Here is a 19,466-nt window from a genome sequence, read left to right as displayed (position 1 = left end):
CCGGCGGCACGGATGCGGTCCTCGCGCAGCTTCTCCTCCCACAGCACCTGCGCCGGGTCCTGGCCCGGGCCCGCCGATCGGCCGTACGTGATCCGGCCGTCGAACTCCCCGACCACCCGGTGCTCCGGCCACGCGACGTCGGCCCGCCCCGTCCCGGCGCCGCACGGGTTCCGAACGCGCCGCACGGGTCCGACCCTGTGCGGCGGCGCCCGAACCTGTGCGGCGGTGCCCGGCGACAGGACGGGGTGTGACGACGGCGCGGGGCCGGGCGGGGCGGTGGCGGACTAGGGTCGGTCCCGACCGCTCCACCCCGCAGCACCAGGAGGAACCCGTGGCTCTCGCCGCCGGTGACCAGATCCCCGACGTCACCCTGATGACCCCGTCCGCCGAGGGCCCGAAGCCCGTGCAGAGCGCCTCGGTGCTCGGCACCGGCACGGTCGTGCTGTTCGGTGTGCCCGGCGCGTTCACCCCGGCCTGCTCCGACACCCACCTGCCCGGCTACGTCCTGCGCCGCGACGAGCTCAAGGCCAAGGGCGTCGACACCGTGGCCTGCACCTCGGTCAACGACGCGTTCGTCCTGGAGGCCTGGGCCGAGTCCCGCGGCGCCGGCGACGCGGTGCTCATGCTCGCCGACGGCAACGGCGACTTCGCCAAGGCCGCCGGTCTGGACATGGACGGGTCGAAGTTCGGCCTCGGCACCCGGTCGCAGCGCTACGCCGCGATCATCACCGACGGCGTCGTGCGCTGGATCGGCGTCGAGCCGGTCCCGCCGACCGTCGAGATCTCCGGCGTCGAGTCGGTGCTCGCGCAGCTCTGAGGTTCCGGGCCGACCGGCACGCGGGCCTACACTGGCCCGCGTGCCGAAGGTCCTGGGCTCGCTGGCGACGCACCGCGAGCAGGTGCGCGAGCGGGTGTTCGACGCCCTGCGCGTGCAGCTCTACGAACGCGGCTTCGACACGGTGACCCTGTCCGGGGTCGCCGCGGCCGCCGGCGTGGGGCGCTCGGCGCTCTACAACCACTTCCCCGACCGCCAGGCCCTGCTCGTCGCGTTCGTCGAGCACGAGGCGGAGCGCTACGTCGCCGAGCTCGACGCCGCGCTCGCCGAGGCCGCGGACCCCCGTGAACGGCTCGCCGCCTTCGCCCGGCTGCAGCTGCGCCGCCTCGCCGAGTTCCACCTACCGCCCGGCCAGGCGCTGGCCGGTGCCCTCGACCCGGCCGCCTACCGCCGGATCGCCGCGCACGCCGACCCCATCTCCGACCGGCTGGTGGCGGTGCTGCGCGAGGGCGCGGCGCAGGGCTGCCTGGTCGACGACGACCCGCGGGTGCTCGCCGCCGTCGTGGCGGGGGCGCTGTCGAGCAGGCGGATCGTCGACGTCGACCCGGCGGAGCTCGACGCCACGATCGCGACGGCGGTCGCGGCCGTGCTGCGAGCGGTCTCGACGGTTGCGCGCGACTGAGGCTAGCCTTACCCGCGTCGGGGCCCTACCATCGTGATCTGACACGGTGTCAGATCCGGCGCCGTGCCGTCGCACCAGACGTCACGTCACGGGAGGGCCGATGGACGCCACGACCCCCATCACGGGCACGCTGTCCGCCGATCTCCGCCAGGCCACCTGGGCGGTGCACGAGCGGGCCCACCGGTGCAGCTACTTCGGGGCGCTGTTCGACGGTGATCTCCCGTTGGACGCCTACACCCTGCTCGCGGAGCAGTACGTCGCGATCTACACCGCGCTGGAGGAGGCCGGGGACGCCCTGGCCGCCGACCCGGTCGCGGCCCCGTTCGTGATCGACGAGCTGCGCCGGGTGCCCGCCCTGCACGCCGACCTCGACGCCCTCGGCGGCGGGGTCCCGCGGGTCCTGCCCTCCACGGCGGCCTACGTGGCGCGGCTGCGCGAGGCCGCTTCGGACCCGGCGCTGTTCGTGGCCCACCACTACACCCGCTACCTGGGTGACCTGGCCGGCGGCCAGGTCGTCGGGAAGATCCTGCAGCGCACCTACGGCATCGACGGCCCCGGGCGGCTGTTCTACGACTTCAGGGCCCTCGGCAGCCCGTCGGCGTTCCGGACCCGCTACCGCGCCCTGCTCGACGACGCGGCCTGGACCCCGGCGCAGCGCGAGCGGCTGCTCGCCGAGGCGGTGCACGCCTTCGAGCTGAACATCGCCGTCCTCACCGAGATGGCGCAGGAGGTCGGGCTCGCGCAGCCGCTGGCGTCCTGAGCCGGAATCGGGGGAACTAGGATCGACGCCCGTCCCCCGACCACCGATCCCAGGAGTGTCCCGGTGTCCAGCCCCGGCATCGACCCGGACGAGCTCGCGACCGCGCTGAAGGTACTGGCCCGGGTCGACGAGCTGCCACCCGAACACCCCGACGCCGTGGTCGTCCGGCGGGCGACCGCGGGGATCTGGAAGTCGGTGCGGCTGCGGCGCCGCGCCGAGAAGCGGCAGGCCGAGAAGTCCTCCGACGAGGCCGTCACCGCCGCCACCGCGACCGGCGCGGCCGGGCGCATCGACGACGAGACCGCCGGCATCCCGCTGGTGTCGACCACCCCCGGCGCGACCGCGGGGACGCTGCACCGCGCCCGCGGGTGCTACGTCTGCAAGACGCGCTACACCGTCGTCGACGCCTTCTACCACCAGCTGTGCCCGGACTGCGCCGCCGCGCACCGTGCCCACCGCGACGCCCGTACCGACCTGTCCGGGCGCCGCGCGCTGCTCACCGGCGGCCGCGCCAAGATCGGGATGTACATCGCGCTGCGGCTGCTGCGCGACGGTGCCCACCTCACCATCACCACCCGTTTCCCGCGCGACGCCGCACGCCGCTTCGCCGCGCTGCCCGACTCGGCGCAGTGGCTGCACCGGCTGCGGGTGATCGGGGTCGACCTGCGTGACCCGGGCCAGGTCGTCGCCGTCGCCGACGAGGTCGCCGCCGCGGGACCGCTGGACATCCTGGTCAACAACGCCGCGCAGACGGTGCGCCGCTCCCCCGGCTCCTACTCCGCGCTGGAGGCCGCCGAGCACGAGGAGCTGCCCGCGGGCGAGCTGCCGGAGATCGTGTCGTTCACCAGCGCCCCGCGCGAGCACCCGCTCCTGCTGGCCGGGGCGGTCCCGGGCGGGCGCGACCTGGCCGCGCTGGCGACGACGGCCCGGTCGGCGTCGCCGGAGCGGATGGCCGCCGGCACCGCGGTCGACGCGGGCGGGCTGCTGCCCGACACCGCGGCGGTCAACAGCTGGGTCGACCACGTCCAGCACGTGGACCCGCTCGAGCTGCTCGAGGTGCAGCTGTGCAACCAGACGGCGCCGTTCGTGCTGGTGTCGCGGCTGCGCCCGGCGATGGCGGCGTCGACGGCGCGCAACAAGTACGTCGTGAACGTCTCGGCGATGGAGGGCGTGTTCGGGCGCGGCTACAAGGGCCCCGGGCACCCGCACACCAACATGGCGAAGGCCGCGCTGAACATGCTGACCCGCACCAGCGCGGGCGAGATGTTCGCGACCGACCGGATCCTGATGACCGCGGTGGACACCGGCTGGATCACCGACGAGCGCCCGCACCCGATGAAGCTGCGCCTGGCCGAGGAGGGGTTCCACGCCCCGCTCGACCTCGCCGACGGCGCCGCCCGGGTCTACCACCCGATCGTCGCCGGGGAGGCGGGCGAGGACCTGCACGGAGTGTTCCTGAAGAACTACCGCGTGTCCTCCTGGTAGAGGGGTCCACCCGTCACTGTCGGGGGGCGCCGCTACCGTGCGGTCCGTGCTGGAGATCCATCGGGCCGAACGCGCCGACACCCTCGTCGAGGCGCTCGCCTGCGTCCTGGCGGCCGGCTCGGACGACCCGTTCGCGGCCGAGACCGTCGCGGTCCCCGAGCGCGGGGTGGAGCGCTGGCTGGCCCAGCGGCTCGCGCACCGGCTCGGTGCGGGGACGGGCGCCGGCGGGGTCTGCGCGAACGTCCGGTTCCCGGCGCCGGCCGCGCTGCTCGGCGGGGTCGTCGCGCACGTCACCGGCACCGACCCGGCGACCGACCCGTGGTCGCCCGGCCGGTCGGTGTGGCCGCTGCTGGAGCTGATCGACGAGGCCGTCGCCGAACCCAAGGACGACCGGTTCACCGCGCTCGCCGCGCACCTGGAGCGTGGTGGGCACGGCCGCCGCTACGCGCTCGCCCGCACGCTGGCCGGGCTGTTCGGCTCCTACGCCACGCACCGTCCCGAGCTGCTGCGCCGCTGGCGCGCCGGGGAGGACGCGGTGCACGCCGACCTGGTGTGGCAGCCGGAGCTGTGGCGCCGCCTGCACGCCGCACTCGGTGTCCCCGGTCCCGCCGAGCGCCTCGACGACGCGGTGGCCCGCCTGCGCGGGGGCGCCGACCCGGGCCCCGAGGTCGGGCCGCGGCTGTCGCTGTTCGGCCCGACCCGGCTGGCCGCCGAGCACCTGACCGTCCTGGAGGCCCTCGCGGCGCACCGGGAGGTCCACCTCTGGCTGCCGCACCCGTCGCCGGCGATGTGGGACGCGGTACGTGCCGCGCGGACACCGGGGGTGCCCTCGCGCGCCGCCGACACCAGTGCCGGGGCCGTGCGTCATCCGCTGCTGCGCTCGCTCGGCCGGGACACCCGGGAGCTGGCCCTGCGGCTCCCCGCGGCCGGGCCCGGCGTGACCGACACCCACCACCCGGCCCCCGCCGGGAGCGGCGCGCCGACCCTGCTGAGCCGCCTGCAGACCGCCCTGCGCGACGACGCCGTGCCGCCCGCCCCGGAGGACCGTCCCCTGCTCGACGCGGACGACCGCAGCGTCGCGCTGCACTCCTGCCACGGCCCGGACCGGCAGGTGGAGGTGCTGCGCGAGGTGCTGCTCGGCCTGCTCGCCGCCGACCCGGACCTGGAGCCGCGCGACATCATCGTCATGTGCCCGGACATCGAGGTGTTCGCGCCGCTGATCACGGCCTCGTTCGGCCTCGCCCCGGACGCGGACTCCCCCGACGGCGCGGGCCCCTCCCGCGAGGAGCTCCACCCCGGGCACCGGCTCCGGGTGCGCCTGGCCGACCGGGCCCTGCGCCAGGCGAACCCGCTGCTGGGCACCGTGTCGTCGCTGCTGGAGCTGGCCGGGTCCCGGGTCAGCGCCTCCCAGGTGCTCGACCTGGTCGCCTCCGCCCCCGTGCGCCGCCGCTTCCGCTTCGACGACGACGCGCTGGAGCGGCTGTCCGAGCTGGTCACCGCGGCCGGGGTCCGGTGGGGGCTCGACGCCGCGCACCGGCTGCCCTACCGGCTCGACGGGATCGAGCAGAACACCTGGCGGGCCGGGCTGGACCGGATGCTCGTCGGCGTCGCGATGGCCGAGACGCCGGGCGCCCCGGCCTGGCTGGGCACCGCGCTGCCGCTGGACGAGGTCGACTCCTCCGACGTGGACCTCGTCGGTCGGCTCGCCGAGTTCGTCGACCGGCTCGCGACCGTGCTCGGTGCACTGCGCGGCCCGCAGCCGCTGTCGGTCTGGGTGGACGCGTTGGTCGAGGGGCTGTCCGCACTGACCGACACCACCCCGACCGACGCCTGGCAGGCCGGGCAGGCCCGGGCGGAGCTGGCCGACGTCGTCGCCTCCGCGGGGCCGCAGGCCGCCACCGTCGACCTCGACCTGCCCGACGTGCGCGGCCTGCTCGCCGAGCGGCTGCGCGGGCGGCCCAGCCGGGCGAACTTCCGGACCGGCACGCTGACCGTCGCGACGCTGGTGCCGATGCGGGCCGTCCCGCACAAGGTCGTGTGCCTGCTGGGCTGCGACGACGGGGTGTTCCCCCGCGCCGGCGCCCCCGACGGCGACGACGTGCTGGCCCGCGACCCGGTCGTCGGCGAGCGGGACCCGCGCGGGGAGGACCGCCAGCTGCTGCTCGACGCGCTCTGCTCCGCCACCCGGCACCTGGTCGTGGTGTCCTCCGGCGCCGACGAGCGCACCGGCGCAGACCGGCCGCCGTCGGTGCCGGTCGGGGAGCTGTGCGACGCGATCGACGCCTGCGTGCGGACCGGGACCGGCACGCCCGCGTCGCAGGCGCTGCGGGCCCGGCACCCTTTGCAGCCGTTCGACCGGCGCAACTTCACCTCCGGCGCGCTGCTGGCCGCCGGACCGTTCAGCTTCGACCGGGCCGCGCTGCGCGGCGCCGAGGCCGCGGCCGGGCCGCGCACCGTGACCCCGCTGTTCGGCGCGGACCCGCTGCCTCCGCCGGAGGACCCGCCGGACGGGGTGGTCGAGCTCGACGAGCTGGTCGCCTTCGTCGAGCACCCGGTGCGGGCGTTCCTGCGCCAGCGGGTGCGGGTGCTGCCGCCGGAGGAGAACGTCGAGCCCGACGACGCGCTGCCGGTCGAGCTCGACGGCCTGGCCACCTGGAAGATCGGGGACCGGCTGCTGACCGACCGGCTCGCCGGGGCCGCACCGCAGGCCGTCGCGCGGGCCGAGACGCTGCGCGGTGACCTCCCGCCGGGCGGGATCGGGCACCGGGTGCTCACCGAGGTCGGCGGGCAGGTCGAGCCGCTGGTCGCCGTCGCCGCGGCGGTCGCGACCGGCGAGGCGGGCTCGCAGGACCTCGTCGCGCAGCTCACCGGCACACCCGAGGACGGCCGCGCCGTCGCGGGGACGGTGCCGGGCCTGCACGGCGACGTCGTGGTGCGCGTCGAGTACTCGCGGCTCAAGGCCAAGCACCGGCTGCGGGCGTGGGTCCAGCTGCTCGCGCTCAGCGCCGCGCACCCCGGCCGGTCCTGGACGGCGGTGACCGTCGGGCGCGGCCCCGGCGGCGCCGCCCGCTCGGTGCTCGGCCCGGTCGACCCCGGCCTGGCCCGCCGCACCCTGGCCGACCTGGTCGCGCTGCGCCGTGAGGGCCTGCGGGCACCGCTGCCGCTGCCCACCGACGCCGCCGCCGTCTACGCCCGCAACCGCGTCCGCGGGGTGGTCCCGGCCAACGCGTTCGCCGCCGCGGAGAGCGAGTGGTCGCGCTTCGAGCACGCCGAGGCCCCGCACCTCTACGTCCGGGGCGCCGCGGGCGGCCCGCTGGTCGCCCGTCCCGAGCCCGGGTCCGGCGGGGAGCCCACCCGCTTCGGGGAGCTCGCCGTCCGGCTGTGGGCACCGCTGCTCGACCACGAGAGGCAGGACGCGCCGTGACCACCACCAGCGTGTTGTCGGCACCGACCTTCGAGGTCGACGGGCCGCTGCCGTCCGGCACCGTCGTGCTGGAGGCGAGCGCGGGGACGGGGAAGACCTACACGATCGCCGCGCTGGCGACCCGCTACGTCGCCGAGGGCGTCGCGGACCTGGATCGGCTGATGCTGGTCACCTTCGGCCGCGACGCCACCCAGGAGCTGCGCGAGCGGGTCCGGGAGCGGCTGGTGGGCACCGAGCGGGCGCTCGCCGCCGTACTCGCCGGCGCCACCCCGCCGACGCCGGAGGCCGACCCCGTGGTCGCGCACCTGGCCGCCACCGACCCGGCCGAGCTGGAGCGGCGGCGGGCCCGGCTGGCGACGGCGTCGGCGTCGTTCGACGCGGCGACGATCGCCACCACCCACCAGTTCTGCATGCAGATGCTGGCCGGCCTGGGCGTGGCCGGGGACAACGACCCGGACGCCGAGTTCGTCGACCACGTCGACGACGTCGTCACCGAGGTCGTCGACGACTTCTACGTGCGCAAGTACGCCGCCCCGAACGCCGGCCGCCCGGCGTTCGACCGGGCCGCGGCCCTGGCGCTGGCCCGCCGCGCCGTCGGCGATCCGCAGGCCGAGCTGGAGCCCCGCGACGCCGACCCGGCCACCCCGGCCGCCACCCGGTACGGCTTCGCCTCCGCGGTGCGCCGCGAGGTCGACGCCCGCAAGCGGCGCTCGCGCATCTACAGCTACGACGACATGCTCACCCGCCTCGCCGCGGCGCTGCGCGACCCGGTCCGCGGCCCCGCCGCCCGGGACCGGCTGCGGTCGCGGTTCTCGGTGGTGCTCGTCGACGAGTTCCAGGACACCGACCCGCTGCAGTGGGAGATCCTCTCCCTGGCGTTCCACTCCGCCCCCGACACCACGTTGGTGCTCATCGGCGACCCGAAGCAGGCGATCTACGCCTTCCGCGGCGCCGACGTGCACAGCTACCTGCGGGCCGCCGAAGCGGCGGCGACCCGGCGCACCCTCTCGACCAACCGCCGCAGCGACGCGGCCCTGCTCACCGCGCTGGACGGGGTGTTCGGCGAGGCCGCCCTCGGGGACTCCGGGATCGTCGTGCACCCGGTCCGGGCCCACCACACCGGGCGGCGGCTGACCGCCCGCCAGGACGCCCCCCTGCGGCTGCGGCTGGTCGACCGGGACCGGCTCGACCTGACCGGGCGCGGGCTGGCCCGGGCCAAGGGCGCCCGCGCCGTGGTGGCGCGCGACGTCGCCGTCGACCTGTCGCAGCTGCTCGACGGCACCGCCCGCTTCGCGGGGGGACGACTGCGCCCCGGGCAGGTCGCGGTGCTGGTGCGCACCAACGCCCAGGGCCTGCTGGTGCGCGACGCCTGCGCCGAGGCCGGGGTGCCCGCCGTGCTCACCGGCTCCACCAGCGTGTTCACCACGCCGGTCGCCGCGGAGTGGCTGACGCTGCTGGAGGCCGTCGAGCAGCCACAGCGCTCGATGCGGCTGCGCGCCGCCGCGCTGACCCGGTTCGTCGGCCACACCGTCGCCGACCTGTGCGGGCCCGACGCCGAGAGGCTGGTCGACCAGCTCGGCGCGGACCTGCGGGCCTGGCACCAGGTCCTCGCCGAGCGCGGGGTCGCCGCCCTGCAGGAGGCCGTGTTCGCCCGCTACGCCCCGGCCGAGCGCCTGCTGCGCAGCCCCGACGGCGAGCGCGACCTCACCGACGTGCGCCACGTCGGCCAGGTCCTGCACTCGGCGGCGCTGGAACGCCACCTGGGCCCGACGGCGCTCACCGAGTGGCTGCGGCACCGGATCGGCGAGGCCGCCCGCGACACCTCCGCCGAGCGGAGCCGGCGGCTGGAGTCCGACGCCGACGCCGTCCAGATCGTGACGGTGCACCGGTCCAAGGGGCTCGAGTTCCCGGTGGTGTACCTGCCGTTCGCGTGGGACCGCTGGGTCGACGACCGGCCCGAGACGCTGCTCTACCACGACACCCCGGCCGGTGCCGGCGGCCAGCGCCGGCTGCTCGACGTCGGCGGGTCCACCGGGCCGGACCGCACCCGGCGCACCGCGCTGCACCAGGCCGAGGAGGCGGGCGAGGACCTGCGGCTGCTGTACGTGGCGCTCACCCGCGCCTGCAGCCAGGTCGTCGCCTGGTGGGTCCCGGGGACGACGACCGCGGCGGCGTCGCTGCACCGGGTGCTGTTCGGGCACGCCGGGCCCGGCGCGGAGCCGGAACCGACCGCGAAGGTCCCCGGCGACGCGAACGCGCTGGCGTTCCTGCGGGAGCGGCTCGCCCCGGCCGGCGCGTCGGTGGAGACCCTGCACGACCGCGACCCCGCCGACCGCACCCCGGTCCCGCCCGACGCGGGGCTGGCCGTCGCGACGTTCACCCGCACGCTGGACACCGCGTGGCGGCGCACGTCCTACACCGCGCTGACCGCGGCCGCGCACGCCGCGCACCACCCGCACCCGGCCGTCGACGCCGACCCGGAACCGGCCGCGACCGCGCCCGGGGTGCTGACCGAGCCCGAGGACGAGGGCATCGTCGACGAGCCCGACCCCGCCCCGCTGCCCGGTGCCGGCCCCAGCGGGGACGCCGCGGCGGGCGCGGCCGGCCCCGCGGCGTTCCCCTCCCCCATGGCCGACCTGCCCTCGGGCACCGGGTTCGGCACCCTGGTGCACGCCGTGCTGGAGCACCTCGACACCCGCACGGCCGCCCAGGGCGACGCCGCGCTGCGGGCCGAGGTCGTCGCCCACGTCACCGAGGAGCTGCGCCACCAGCCGGCCGACCTCGATCCCGACGAGCTCGCCGACGCGCTCGTCCCGGTGCTGCGGACCCCGCTCGGGCCGATCGCGTCCGGGCTGGCACTGGCCGACGTCGCGCCGGGCGACCGGCTGTCCGAGCTGGACTTCGAGCTGCCGCTGTGCGGCGGGGACACCCCGACGGGGCGGCTCACCCTGGCCGGGCTGGCCGCCGCCGTCCGCAGGCACCTCGGGCCCGGTGACCCGCTGCACGGCTACGCCGACCTCCTCGACTCCCCCGACCTCGCCGGACAGCAGCTGCGCGGCTACCTGACCGGCAGCATCGACTCGGTGCTGCGGGTCCGTGACGAGGCCGGGGAGCGGTTCCTCGTCGTGGACTACAAGACGAACTGGCTGGGCCCGGTCGGCCCGTCCGGGCGCGACCCGCTGACCGCGGCGCACTACACCACCGACCGGCTGGCCACGGCGATGGCCGACGCGCACTACCCGCTCCAGGCGCTGCTCTACGCCGTCGCGCTGCACCGCTACCTGCGCTGGCGGCTGCCCGGCTACGACCCGGACACCCACCTCGGCGGGGTCGGCTACCTGTTCCTGCGCGGTATGTGCGGGCCGGACACCCCGGTCACCGGGTCCGGGCCGCTGGCCGCGCCGTGCGGCGTCTTCGCCTGGCGGCCACCCGCCGCCCTGGTCGAGGAGCTGTCGGACCTGCTGGACGGAGGCACCCCGTGACGACGACCGCACCCCCCACCCCGGCGCCGACGGCACCCCCGGCCCCCGAGCGGGACCCGTTCGGTCCGCGGGCCGCGCGCACCGCGACCGGGGTGCTCGCCGCGTTCAACGAGGCCGAGATCCTCGCGCCGGGCGACGTGCACGTCGCCCGGCGGCTCGCCGCCCTCGGCGGGCGCGGCGACCCGACCGCCGCCGACGACCCGGCCGCCGCCGAGCCCGAACCGGTGGTGCTCGCCGCCGCCCTGGCCGTGCGCGCGATCCGCAACGGGTCGGTCTGCGTGGACCTGGCGAGCGCCGCGGCCACGACCGCGGGCGAGGGCGAGGGCGAGGTCGCCGTCGACGTGTCCGGGCTGCCCTGGCCGGAGCCTGCGACGTGGCGCGCGGCCTGCGCGGACAGCCCGCTGGTCGCCGTCGGCGAGGACGGTCCCGCCGGGCGGCCGCTGCGCCTGCTCGGGAACCTGCTCTACCTGGAGCGCTACTGGCAGGAGGAGGAGCTGGTCCGCCGCGAGTTCACCGCGCGCGCCGGGCCGGTCGCGACCGTCGACCCCGACCGGCTGTGCGCGGCGCTGGACCGGCTGCTCGGCGACCCCGGCGCCGAACGGCAGCGCCTCGCCGCCGCGGTCGCCGCGCTGCGGCCGGTCGCCGTGATCGCCGGCGGCCCCGGCACGGGCAAGACGACGACGGTCGCGGCCCTGCTCGCCGTCCTGCACGACCTGCACCGCGCGACCGCCCCGCCCGGGGCGCCGGGTCTGCGGGTGGCGCTCGCCGCGCCGACCGGGAAGGCCGCAGCCCGGCTGACCCAGTCCGTCGCCGAGGCCCACGGGCGGCTGCCGGAGACCGACCGGGCCGCCGTCGCGGGGGCGACGGCGTCGACGCTGCACCGGCTGCTGGGCTCGCGGGGCACCTCGGGCCGGTTCCGCCACCACCGGGGCAACCGGCTGCCGCACGACGTCGTGGTCGTCGACGAGACGTCGATGGTGTCGCTGACGATGATGGCGCGGCTGCTGGAGGCCGTCCGGCCGGACGCCCGGCTGGTGCTGGTCGGGGACCCGGACCAGCTCGCGTCGGTGGAGGCCGGTGCGGTGCTCGGCGACCTCGCCGCCGCGGGCGGCCGCGCCGAGCCCGCGCTGCAGGACGCGCTGAGCGCCTGCGGGGCGTTCCGCGTGGACCGGCCCGTGCCGGCCTCCGGCGCCGCGGGCACCCCCGCGCCCGCCGAGCCGGGCCCGCCCGCCGTGGTGCGCAACGGGGTGGTGCGCCTGGAGCGCAACTGGCGCTTCGGCGGCACGATCGCGGACTTCGCGGCGGCCGTGCAGGGCGACGACCCCGACGCCGCTGTCGCGCTGCTGCGCCGCGGCGCGGCCGACCTGTCCTTCGTCGACGGCGACGCGGCCGAGCTCGAGCCGCGCCGGCTGGACACGTTCCGCCAGGACGTGACCCGGGCCGCGGTGGAGGTGATCGGGGCCGCCGAGGCCGGGGACGCCGAGCGGGCCCTGCGGGTGCTCGACGACCACCGCGTCCTCTGTGCGCACCGCCGCGGCCCGCACGGGGTGACCCGGTGGACCGCGGAGATCGAGCGGTGGATCGAGACCGAGCGTCCCGGCTTCGCCGCCGAGGCCCCCTGGTACCCGGGCCGCCCGCTGCTGGTCACCACGAACGACTACGACCTGGGCCTGTTCAACGGTGACACCGGCGTCGTGGTCCGGGCCGCGTCGGGGCGCCGCGCGGTGTTCGCCCGGGACAACGCCCCGGTCGCGTTCGAACCGGCACGCCTCGGCGGCGTCGGCACCGTCCACGCGATGACGGTGCACCGCAGCCAGGGCAGCCAGTTCAAGCGGATCACCGTGGTGCTGCCGCCCGCGGACTCGCCGCTGATGACCCGCGAGCTGCTCTACACCGCCGTCACCCGGGCCAAGGAGTCCGTGCGGATCATCGGCACCGAGGAGGCGGTACGCGCCGCGATCGGCCGCCCGGCCGGGCGCGCGAGCGGCCTGCAGCAGCGGCTCGGGACCTGAGGTCCCGAGCCGGCGCGGGCACCGTCACGCGGCGGGCGGGGCCTGCTGCTTCTGCCTGCGGCCCGCCTGGACCGACACGAACACGACCAGCGCCAGGCTGATCCACAACGCGTACCTGTCGACGGCGAGCACCACGTCCACGGCGTCCTGCCCGAGACCGAACCCGAGCCCGGCGACGAGCCCGGTGATCAGCGCGGCGCCGATCGCGTCGAAGAGCAGGAACGTCGCGAGCCGCATCCTCCCCAGTCCGGCGACCGCGAACACCGCGGCGGCCGGGATGCCGGGGAGCGCGGCCGCGACGACGGCGATCGGCATCGCCCAGCGCGGCCAGCTGCGGATCCGGCCGACGAACCGCTTCGCGAGGTCACCGGGCGCCCACAGCGCGACGATCTTCTCGCCCCACCGGCGCCCGGCCAGCCAGAACAGCCAGTCGAACTTGATCATTCCGAACACCCCGGCGGTGATGACGACCCACAGGTCCGCCTCGCCGATCCGGGCGAACGCCGCGCCCGCCCCGACCGCGGAGAGGCTGCCGGTGACCGCGGCGAGCCACACCGGGTGCGACGCCAGCAGGAACGGCCGCAGCGGCATCGTCACCAGCATGAACACGAGCAGGCCGAGCGTGGAGAAGACGAGCACCTTGTCGCCGCGCGACATCGGGTGGTCCCACGGCATCGCATCGCGCCAGGCCTGCTTGCCCGCCTCGATCTCCTCCGGGCTGTAGTCGCGCCGCCACCACCGGGTCCGTGCGGGAGCCGCTCCGGGGTCGGCCGGGGCGGATCCGCCCCCGCGGTCCGCGGCGGACCCGCCGTCCCCCGCCGGTGCGGCCCGCCGGGTGTGGTCGCTCGTCATCGTCGTCCCCCTCGTCCGATGGCGTTCCATCGGAACACGACCCTAGGCGGGCCGGGGTCCGGCCGGATCCGCAGCGAGGACGAGATGCCGACCGTCCCCGTCCTCGTCCGGGCGGAGGAGGAAACCGTTCGGCGGCGGGCCGCGGCGCGGCTACGCTCCGGCCCGTGCCGCCGTCCGTCACACCGGCCGACGGGCCGTCGCTCGACGCCCCCGTCACCCTGCGCCCGTTGGTGCGGGCCGACCTGGCCCTCCTGCGGCGCTGGCTGGCCGCGCCGCACGTGCACCGGTGGTGGTTCCACGAGACCACTGACGAGGCGCTCGAACGCGACTTCGGGGCGGGACTGCGCGGCGAGGAACCGGGCGAGGACCTCGTCGCCGAGCTCGGTGGTGTCCCGGTCGGGCTGGTCCAGCGCGCCCGCTGGCACGACTACCCCGAGGAGGTCGCCGCGATCGCGCCGATCCTGACGATCCCGGACGGTGCGCTGACCGTCGACTACCTCATCGGGCCGGTGGAGCTGACCGGGCGCGGGCTGGGCCCGCGGATCATCGCCGCCGCCGTCGCCGAGGGCTGGGAGCGCTACCCGGAGGCGACGGCGGTGGTCGTCCCGGTCGCGGCGGGCAACCGGGCGTCGTGCCGGGCGCTGGAGAAGGCCGGGTTCCGCCGGGTCGCGACCGGGGAGCTACCCCCGGACAACCCGGCCGACCCCCCGCTGGCCCACGTGCACCGGCTCGACCGGCCCGCCCGTCTGGGATGATCCCCGCGTGCCTCCCGTGACCAGCGCCGGACTCCTGCTGCACCGGCCCGGGCCGGGCGGCCCGGAGGTGCTGCTCGGCCACATGGGTGGACCGTTCTGGGCCCGCAAGGACGACCACGCCTGGTCGATGCCCAAGGGCGAGCACGGCCCCGACGAGAGCCCGCTCGACGCCGCCCGACGCGAGTTCACCGAGGAGATCGGCGCCCCGCCGCCCGACGGCGAGCCGGTCGGGCTCGGGACGGTCCGCCAGTCCCGCAAGACCGTCACCGCCTTCGCGCTGGACGGGTCCGGCTTCACCGGCGCCGAGGCCGTCGCCGGCCGTCCCGACGACGGCAGCTGGGTCGAGATGGAGTGGCCGCCCCGCTCCGGGCGCACCCTCCGCTTCCCCGAGCTGGACCGCGCCGCGTGGTTCGACCTCGCCACCGCCCGGGAGAAGATCGTGAAGGGTCAGGTGCCCTTGCTGGACAGGTTGGCCGAGCTGCTCGGCGGGTAGTCGACCGCCATGGCGAGCAGCATCAAGGACGACGAGATGTACGAGCGCCTCCGCGAGGAGGGCAACTCCAAGGAGAAGTCCGCGCGGATCGCGAACGCCGCGGCCGCCGAGGGGCGCGGCACCGTCGGCAGGCGCGGCGGCGAGCACGGCGACTACGAGAACCAGACCAAGGACGAGCTCTACGCCCAGGCGCAGAAGGTCGGCATCCCCGGTCGCTCGGACATGACCAAGGACGAGCTGATCCGGGCCCTGCGCGAGCACTGACATCATCGGGGCATGAGCCGCCGTCACGACCACGACGCCGGGGGCGACCCCGGGACCCTCGCCCGCAAGGCGGAGCTGCGCGAGGAGGTCTGGACCGCGCTGACCGAGCAGAAGGCCTCCCGGTTCCCGGGGGCGCGGAACCGGATCTCGAACTTCGTCGGTGCCGAGGCCGCGGCCCGGCGGCTGCGCGAGCTGGACGTGTGGCGCGCCGCCCGCACCGTGAAGTCCAACCCGGACTCCGCCCAGCTCCCGGTGCGCCGGTACGCGCTGGAGGACGGGAAGACCGTGTACATGGCCGTCCCGAGGCTGGCCGAGGACGACCCGTTCTTCCTGCTGGACCCCGACCACCTCGCCGACCCGCCCCACCGCGCCGTGTCGATCAAGAACGCCACGCGGTCGGCCCGCCGGGTCGCCGTCGACGAGCTGGAGCCGGTGGACCTCGTCGTCACCGGCTGTGTGGCCGTCGGCGCGGACGGGGCGCGGCTGGGCAAGGGCGGCGGATTCGCCGACCTGGAGTTCGCGCTGGCCCGCGCGGCGGGACTGATCTCCGACGACACCCTCGTCGTCACCACCGTGCACGAGCTGCAGCTGCGCGACGCCGGCGTCATCCCGTGGGCGGACCACGACGCGCCGGTCGACCTGATCGTCACCCCGGACCGCGTCGTCGACTGCCGGGAGCACCGGCGGAACCGCCCCGAGGGGGGCATCGTGTGGGAGTCCCTGACCGAGGACAAGATCGCGGCCATCCCGCTGCTGGGACGGCTGCGCGAGGAGGCACGCGCATGAGGATCGTCTGCGAGCGCGGGGACATCACCGAGGCCCGGGTCGACGCCGTCGTCAACGCCGCCAACTCCGGCCTGCGCGGCGGGGGCGGCGTCGACGGCGCCATCCACCGGCGTGGCGGGCCCGCGATCCTCGCCGAGTGCGAGCGGCTGCGCGCCGGCGACCTGCCCGACGGGCTCCCCACCGGACAGGCCGTCGCGACGACCGCCGGGAACCTGCCCGCCCGCTGGGTGATCCACACCGTCGGACCGGTGTACGCGCGACGGGAGGACCGGTCGGCGCTGCTGGCGAGCGCCTACCGCGGGTCGCTGCGGGTCGCCGACGAGCTCGGCGCCCGGACCGTCGCGTTCCCCGCCGTCTCGGCCGGGATCTACGGATGGCCGCTCGACGACGCCGCCCGGATCGCGGTCGCCACCGTCCGCGAGGTCGCCGCCGCGGGCACCGCGGTGACCGAGGTCCGGTTCGTCCTGTTCAGCGACGACGTCCTCGCCGCGTTCGAGACCGCCCTAGGCTGACCGCATGATCACCGTGAACGGCCACACCCCGCAGGTCCACGAGCAGGCCTGGGTGGCGCCCGGCGCCGTGCTCGCCGGCGAGGTGAGCGTCGGCCCGGAGACCGGGATCTGGTACACGTGCGTGATCCGGGCCGACCTCGCACCGATCACCCTCGGCGCCCGCACGAACGTCCAGGACGGCTCGGTCCTGCACGCCGACCCCGGCTTCCCGGCGACGATCGGCGACGGCGTCACCATCGGCCACCGCGCGGTCGTGCACGGCTGTACCGTCGAGGACGACGTGCTGATCGGCATGGGCGCGGTGCTCATGAACGGGGTGCACGTCGGCGCCGGATCGCTGGTCGCCGCGGGTGCGGTGCTCACCCAGGGCACGGTGGTGCCGCCCGGGTCGCTGGTCGCCGGGGTCCCGGGGAAGGTGCGTCGCGAGCTCGGCGAGGCCGAACGGAACTCGATCCCGCTGTCGGCCGCCGCCTACGTCCACCTGCTGGGCCTGCACCGCGACGCGAACGCCTGACCCACCGGTCGCCGGTGCCCCGGCCGCACACGATCCGGTCCCCCGGTCACCGGTCCGCCGGGCCACCCGCGGCCCCGCACACCCGGTCCGCTCGCCGAACCGGAGAACTCGCGCCCGATCGCGCGCGCGTTCTCCGGTTCGGCGCGCATGAACGGGACGCGGGACCGGCCGCGGGAGCGACGCGTCGACCGGGCGACGGACGCGGGATGACCGGAGGACTGCGGCGTCAGCGGCCGGTCAGCCGGGCGGCGAGCGTCGCGACACCGTCCCCCGTCAGCCGGTCCAGCACGGCCGGGCGCCCACAGGCGGCCAGCAGCACGTCGACGCCGCGTCCCCGGACCTCCGCGCCCTCGCCCCGCGCGACCCCGGCGTCGTCGGCGACGAACCGCAGGCCCGCCATCCGGCGCCGGGTGGTGAACCCGAGCGGGACCGTCCCGACCACGAAGTCGAGCGCGATGCGCACGTCGACGGGGTCGGGGTCGAACGGCAGCCCGAGCGGGACGGTGACGTCGGCGGTGTGCACGATCGCGTCGGTCATCGGGCCCCGCGCCCCGATGCCGGGCGGGGCGAAGGAGCTGTCGGCCCGCTCCCGCAGCACCGCGACCATCTCGTCGACCGGCAGGCCCGCGGCCCGCCGGGCGTCCCGGTCGACCGCCCGGTCCAGGTTCCCCCGTGCCCGCAGCACCTGCACCAGGAACGACGGCACCGACGTCGTCAGTGCGGACACCAGGTGCCCGGCGACGGTCCGCACGTCCCACCCGGCGCACAGGCTCGGCGCCCCGAGCTGCGCGGCGTCGAGTGAGGAGACGAGGTCGGCGAACCCGCGACGGTACCGGGCGGACACCGCGACGACGGCGGCGTCGGGTAGGTCGGAGGTGGTCACGGCGCTGAGCCTAGGCAGGTCCGACCCGGCCGTGGAAGGCGCGGATGTGCGCCTCGATACGGTCCGCGGCCAGCGTTCCGTCGCCGTCGGCGAGCGCCGCGTGGATCTCCCGATGCTCGGCCCGCAGCCGCTCGCGCAGCGCGGGCCAGTCCCCCTGGGCCTGCATCGCGTCGAGCAGCATCCCGCGTACCGACTCCCGGATCGCCCGGGTCAGCTCCCCCACCAGGCGGTTCCCGGCCGCCGCGGCGATCGCGACGTGGAAGGCGATGTCGGCGTCGCTGAAGGCGGCCGGGTCGAGGTCGTCGTCCATGACGTCCAGCGCGGCCGTCCACTCCAGCAGGTCCGACGCCGAGCGCCGGCGCGCGGCCAGCCCGGTGGAGAACCGCTCGAACATGACCCGGGCCTCGGTGACGTCGTCCACCGGGAACGAGTCGACCGCGAGGTGCAGGGCCAGCACCCGGCCGAGTGCGCGCGCCGGGGCCGGCACGACGACCGTCCCGGAGTCGGCGCCGGTGCCCACCTGTGAGCGGATCACACCCTGGGCCTGCAGCACCCGCAGTGCCTCGCGGACCGCCTGGCGGGACGCGCCCAGCGTCGCGGCGAGCTCGCGCTCCGGCGGCAGCCGGTCCCCCGGGCGCCACTCGCCACTCGTCAGGCGCTCCTCGACGTGGGCGAGCACCATCTCGTGGGCGGCGGGAACACGCACGTCGTCCTCCTGCTTGTGTGTGGTCCGACCATACCGCTACCTTGGTCGGACCACACCCTCCGTCCCACCACTTCACCGGAGGCGCCATGCCGATCTCCCGGCCCCGCGTCGGCCTCATGGTCACGTGTCTCAACGACGCCCTGTTCCCGGACACCGGCAGGGCCGTCGTCTCCCTGCTGCGCCGGCTCGGTGTCGACGTCGAGTTCCCCGCCGCGCAGACCTGCTGCGGGCAACCGATGGTCAACACCGGCTACCTCGACGAGGCCGTCCCGCTCGTCCGCAACCACCTCGACGCCTTCGCCGGGTACGACGCGATCCTCGCCCCGTCCGGGTCGTGCGCGGGCTCGGTGCGCCACCAGCACCGCCTGGTCGCCCATCGCTCCGGCGACCCGGGTCTGGTCCGCGGCGTCGAGTCCGCACCGCCGGTGTACGAGCTGAGCGAGTACCTGGTCGACGTGCTCGGCGTCGTCGACGTCGGGGCCTACTTCCCGCACCGCGTCACCTACCACCCGACCTGCCACTCGCTGCGGATGCTGGGGGTCGGCGACCGGCCGACCCGGCTGCTGCGCGCGGTCCGCGGGCTGACCCTGCTCGACCTGCCGGGCTCGGGCGAGTGCTGCGGGTTCGGCGGGACGTTCGCGGTGAAGAACTCCGAGACCTCGATCGCGATGGGCAACGACAAGGCCCGCCACGTCCGCTCGACGGGCGCGGAGGTGCTGGTCGCCGGGGACAACTCCTGCCTGATGCACGTGGGCGGGCTGCTGTCGCGGCAGCGGTCGGGGATGCGCGTGATGCACCTGGCCGAGGTCCTGGCCTCGACCGAGCCGGTGATCGAGGCGCGCGACGAGCGCGCCGCGACCCCGCGCTCGGCGGGCAGCGCGGGGGTGCCGGCATGAGCGGCACGTTCCTCGGCACACCGGCGTTCCCGGCGGCGGCACGCGCCGCGCTGGAGGACTCCCAGCTGCGCCGCAACCTGGCCCATGCCACGTCCACCATCCGCACCAAGCGCGGCAGCGTCGTCGGCGAGGTCGACGACTGGGAGCAGCTGCGCCTGGCCGGTGAGGCCATCAAGAACCGGGTG

General features: G+C 76.4%; 17 protein-coding genes and 1 pseudogene. 15 read left to right on the top strand and 3 right to left on the bottom strand.

The genetic code is table 11. The features are described 5' to 3' along the window. Nucleotides 1-331 precede the first annotated feature (331 nt). From ND486_RS00090 to recD, 7 genes are all read left to right on the top strand, one after another. Nucleotides 332-817: a peroxiredoxin gene (locus ND486_RS00090; protein WP_062395851.1), complete on the top strand. Its 486-nt coding sequence runs from the start codon at nucleotides 332-334 to the stop codon at nucleotides 815-817. A gap of 40 nt (nucleotides 818-857) precedes the next feature. Further along, nucleotides 858-1,457 (top strand): TetR/AcrR family transcriptional regulator, encoded by a 600-nt coding sequence (locus ND486_RS00085; RefSeq protein WP_251782213.1) that lies wholly within the window; start codon nucleotides 858-860, stop codon nucleotides 1,455-1,457. 100 nt (nucleotides 1,458-1,557) lie between these two features. After that, entirely contained in the window at nucleotides 1,558-2,217 is a 660-nt protein-coding gene (locus tag ND486_RS00080; RefSeq protein WP_251782212.1) for a heme oxygenase (biliverdin-producing), read from the top strand. 63 nt (nucleotides 2,218-2,280) lie between these two features. Then, nucleotides 2,281-3,702 (top strand): SDR family NAD(P)-dependent oxidoreductase, encoded by a 1,422-nt coding sequence (locus ND486_RS00075; protein ID WP_251782211.1) that lies wholly within the window; start codon nucleotides 2,281-2,283, stop codon nucleotides 3,700-3,702. Between the two features lie 46 nt (nucleotides 3,703-3,748). Next, nucleotides 3,749-7,126 (top strand): exodeoxyribonuclease V subunit gamma, encoded by a 3,378-nt coding sequence (gene recC / locus ND486_RS00070; protein ID WP_251782210.1) that lies wholly within the window; start codon nucleotides 3,749-3,751, stop codon nucleotides 7,124-7,126. Beyond that, entirely contained in the window at nucleotides 7,123-10,608 is a 3,486-nt protein-coding gene (locus ND486_RS00065; RefSeq protein ID WP_251782209.1) for a UvrD-helicase domain-containing protein, read from the top strand. The genes recC and ND486_RS00065 overlap by 4 nt, the downstream gene beginning before the upstream one ends. Continuing rightward, nucleotides 10,605-12,620: an exodeoxyribonuclease V subunit alpha gene (recD, locus tag ND486_RS00060; RefSeq protein WP_251782208.1), complete on the top strand. Its 2,016-nt coding sequence runs from the start codon at nucleotides 10,605-10,607 to the stop codon at nucleotides 12,618-12,620. The genes ND486_RS00065 and recD overlap by 4 nt, the downstream gene beginning before the upstream one ends. Before the next feature lie 24 nt (nucleotides 12,621-12,644). Here the strand turns inward: recD and ND486_RS00055 are convergent, their stop codons facing one another. After that, nucleotides 12,645-13,472: a DedA family protein gene (locus ND486_RS00055; RefSeq protein ID WP_251782207.1), complete on the bottom strand. Its 828-nt coding sequence runs from the start codon at nucleotides 13,470-13,472 to the stop codon at nucleotides 12,645-12,647. A 164-nt stretch (nucleotides 13,473-13,636) separates the two neighbouring features. Between ND486_RS00055 and ND486_RS00050 the strand changes: the two genes are divergently transcribed. The 6 genes from ND486_RS00050 to ND486_RS00025 are packed head-to-tail and all read left to right on the top strand — an operon-like array spanning nucleotide 13,637 to nucleotide 16,796. Beyond that, nucleotides 13,637-14,227 carry a GNAT family N-acetyltransferase gene (locus tag ND486_RS00050; protein ID WP_073574529.1) on the top strand — a complete coding sequence of 197 codons (591 nt, stop codon included), beginning with the start codon at nucleotides 13,637-13,639 and terminating at the stop codon, nucleotides 14,225-14,227. Nucleotides 14,228-14,243: 16 nt separating this feature from the next. Further along, nucleotides 14,244-14,720 (top strand): NUDIX domain-containing protein, encoded by a 477-nt coding sequence (locus ND486_RS00045; RefSeq protein ID WP_374231374.1) that lies wholly within the window; start codon nucleotides 14,244-14,246, stop codon nucleotides 14,718-14,720. Between the two features lie 9 nt (nucleotides 14,721-14,729). Then, nucleotides 14,730-14,984 carry a Rho termination factor N-terminal domain-containing protein gene (locus ND486_RS00040; protein ID WP_062395855.1) on the top strand — a complete coding sequence of 85 codons (255 nt, stop codon included), beginning with the start codon at nucleotides 14,730-14,732 and terminating at the stop codon, nucleotides 14,982-14,984. Nucleotides 14,985-14,996: 12 nt separating this feature from the next. After that, nucleotides 14,997-15,770 (top strand): 5-formyltetrahydrofolate cyclo-ligase, encoded by a 774-nt coding sequence (locus ND486_RS00035; RefSeq protein WP_226357582.1) that lies wholly within the window; start codon nucleotides 14,997-14,999, stop codon nucleotides 15,768-15,770. After that, the gene (locus ND486_RS00030; RefSeq protein WP_251782205.1) at nucleotides 15,767-16,282 is read left to right on the top strand and encodes an O-acetyl-ADP-ribose deacetylase; all 516 of its coding nucleotides are present in this window, start codon (nucleotides 15,767-15,769) and stop codon (nucleotides 16,280-16,282) included. The genes ND486_RS00035 and ND486_RS00030 overlap by 4 nt, the downstream gene beginning before the upstream one ends. Before the next feature lie 4 nt (nucleotides 16,283-16,286). After that, the gene (locus ND486_RS00025) at nucleotides 16,287-16,796 is read left to right on the top strand and encodes a gamma carbonic anhydrase family protein (protein ID WP_251782204.1); all 510 of its coding nucleotides are present in this window, start codon (nucleotides 16,287-16,289) and stop codon (nucleotides 16,794-16,796) included. 226 nt (nucleotides 16,797-17,022) lie between these two features. On the opposite strand, the gene ND486_RS00020 is transcribed toward ND486_RS00025, so the two are convergent. Next, the gene (locus ND486_RS00020; protein ID WP_251782203.1) at nucleotides 17,023-17,679 is read right to left on the bottom strand and encodes a maleylpyruvate isomerase family mycothiol-dependent enzyme; all 657 of its coding nucleotides are present in this window, start codon (nucleotides 17,677-17,679) and stop codon (nucleotides 17,023-17,025) included. Between the two features lie 10 nt (nucleotides 17,680-17,689). Next, nucleotides 17,690-18,385, bottom strand: a complete 696-nt coding sequence (locus ND486_RS00015) for an FCD domain-containing protein (protein ID WP_251782202.1) — start codon at nucleotides 18,383-18,385, stop codon at nucleotides 17,690-17,692. An 86-nt stretch (nucleotides 18,386-18,471) separates the two neighbouring features. Here ND486_RS00015 and ND486_RS00010 point away from each other — a divergent pair, with 86 nt between their 5' ends. Both ND486_RS00010 and ND486_RS00005 read left to right on the top strand, forming a co-directional pair. Further along, nucleotides 18,472-19,281, top strand: coding sequence for a (Fe-S)-binding protein (locus tag ND486_RS00010; protein ID WP_251782201.1), 810 nt, complete (start codon nucleotides 18,472-18,474; stop codon nucleotides 19,279-19,281). Beyond that, a pseudogene (locus tag ND486_RS00005) lies at nucleotides 19,278-19,466 on the top strand ((4Fe-4S)-binding protein); the annotation flags it as partial. The gene ND486_RS00010 and the pseudogene ND486_RS00005, both read left to right, overlap by 4 nt.

This window comes from Pseudonocardia sp. DR1-2 (genome assembly GCF_023717215.1).
Taxonomy (GTDB): domain Bacteria; phylum Actinomycetota; class Actinomycetes; order Mycobacteriales; family Pseudonocardiaceae; genus Pseudonocardia; species Pseudonocardia alni.
The sequence above is the reverse complement of the archived record's forward strand: the minus strand, read 5'-3'. Positions and strand labels throughout refer to the sequence as shown.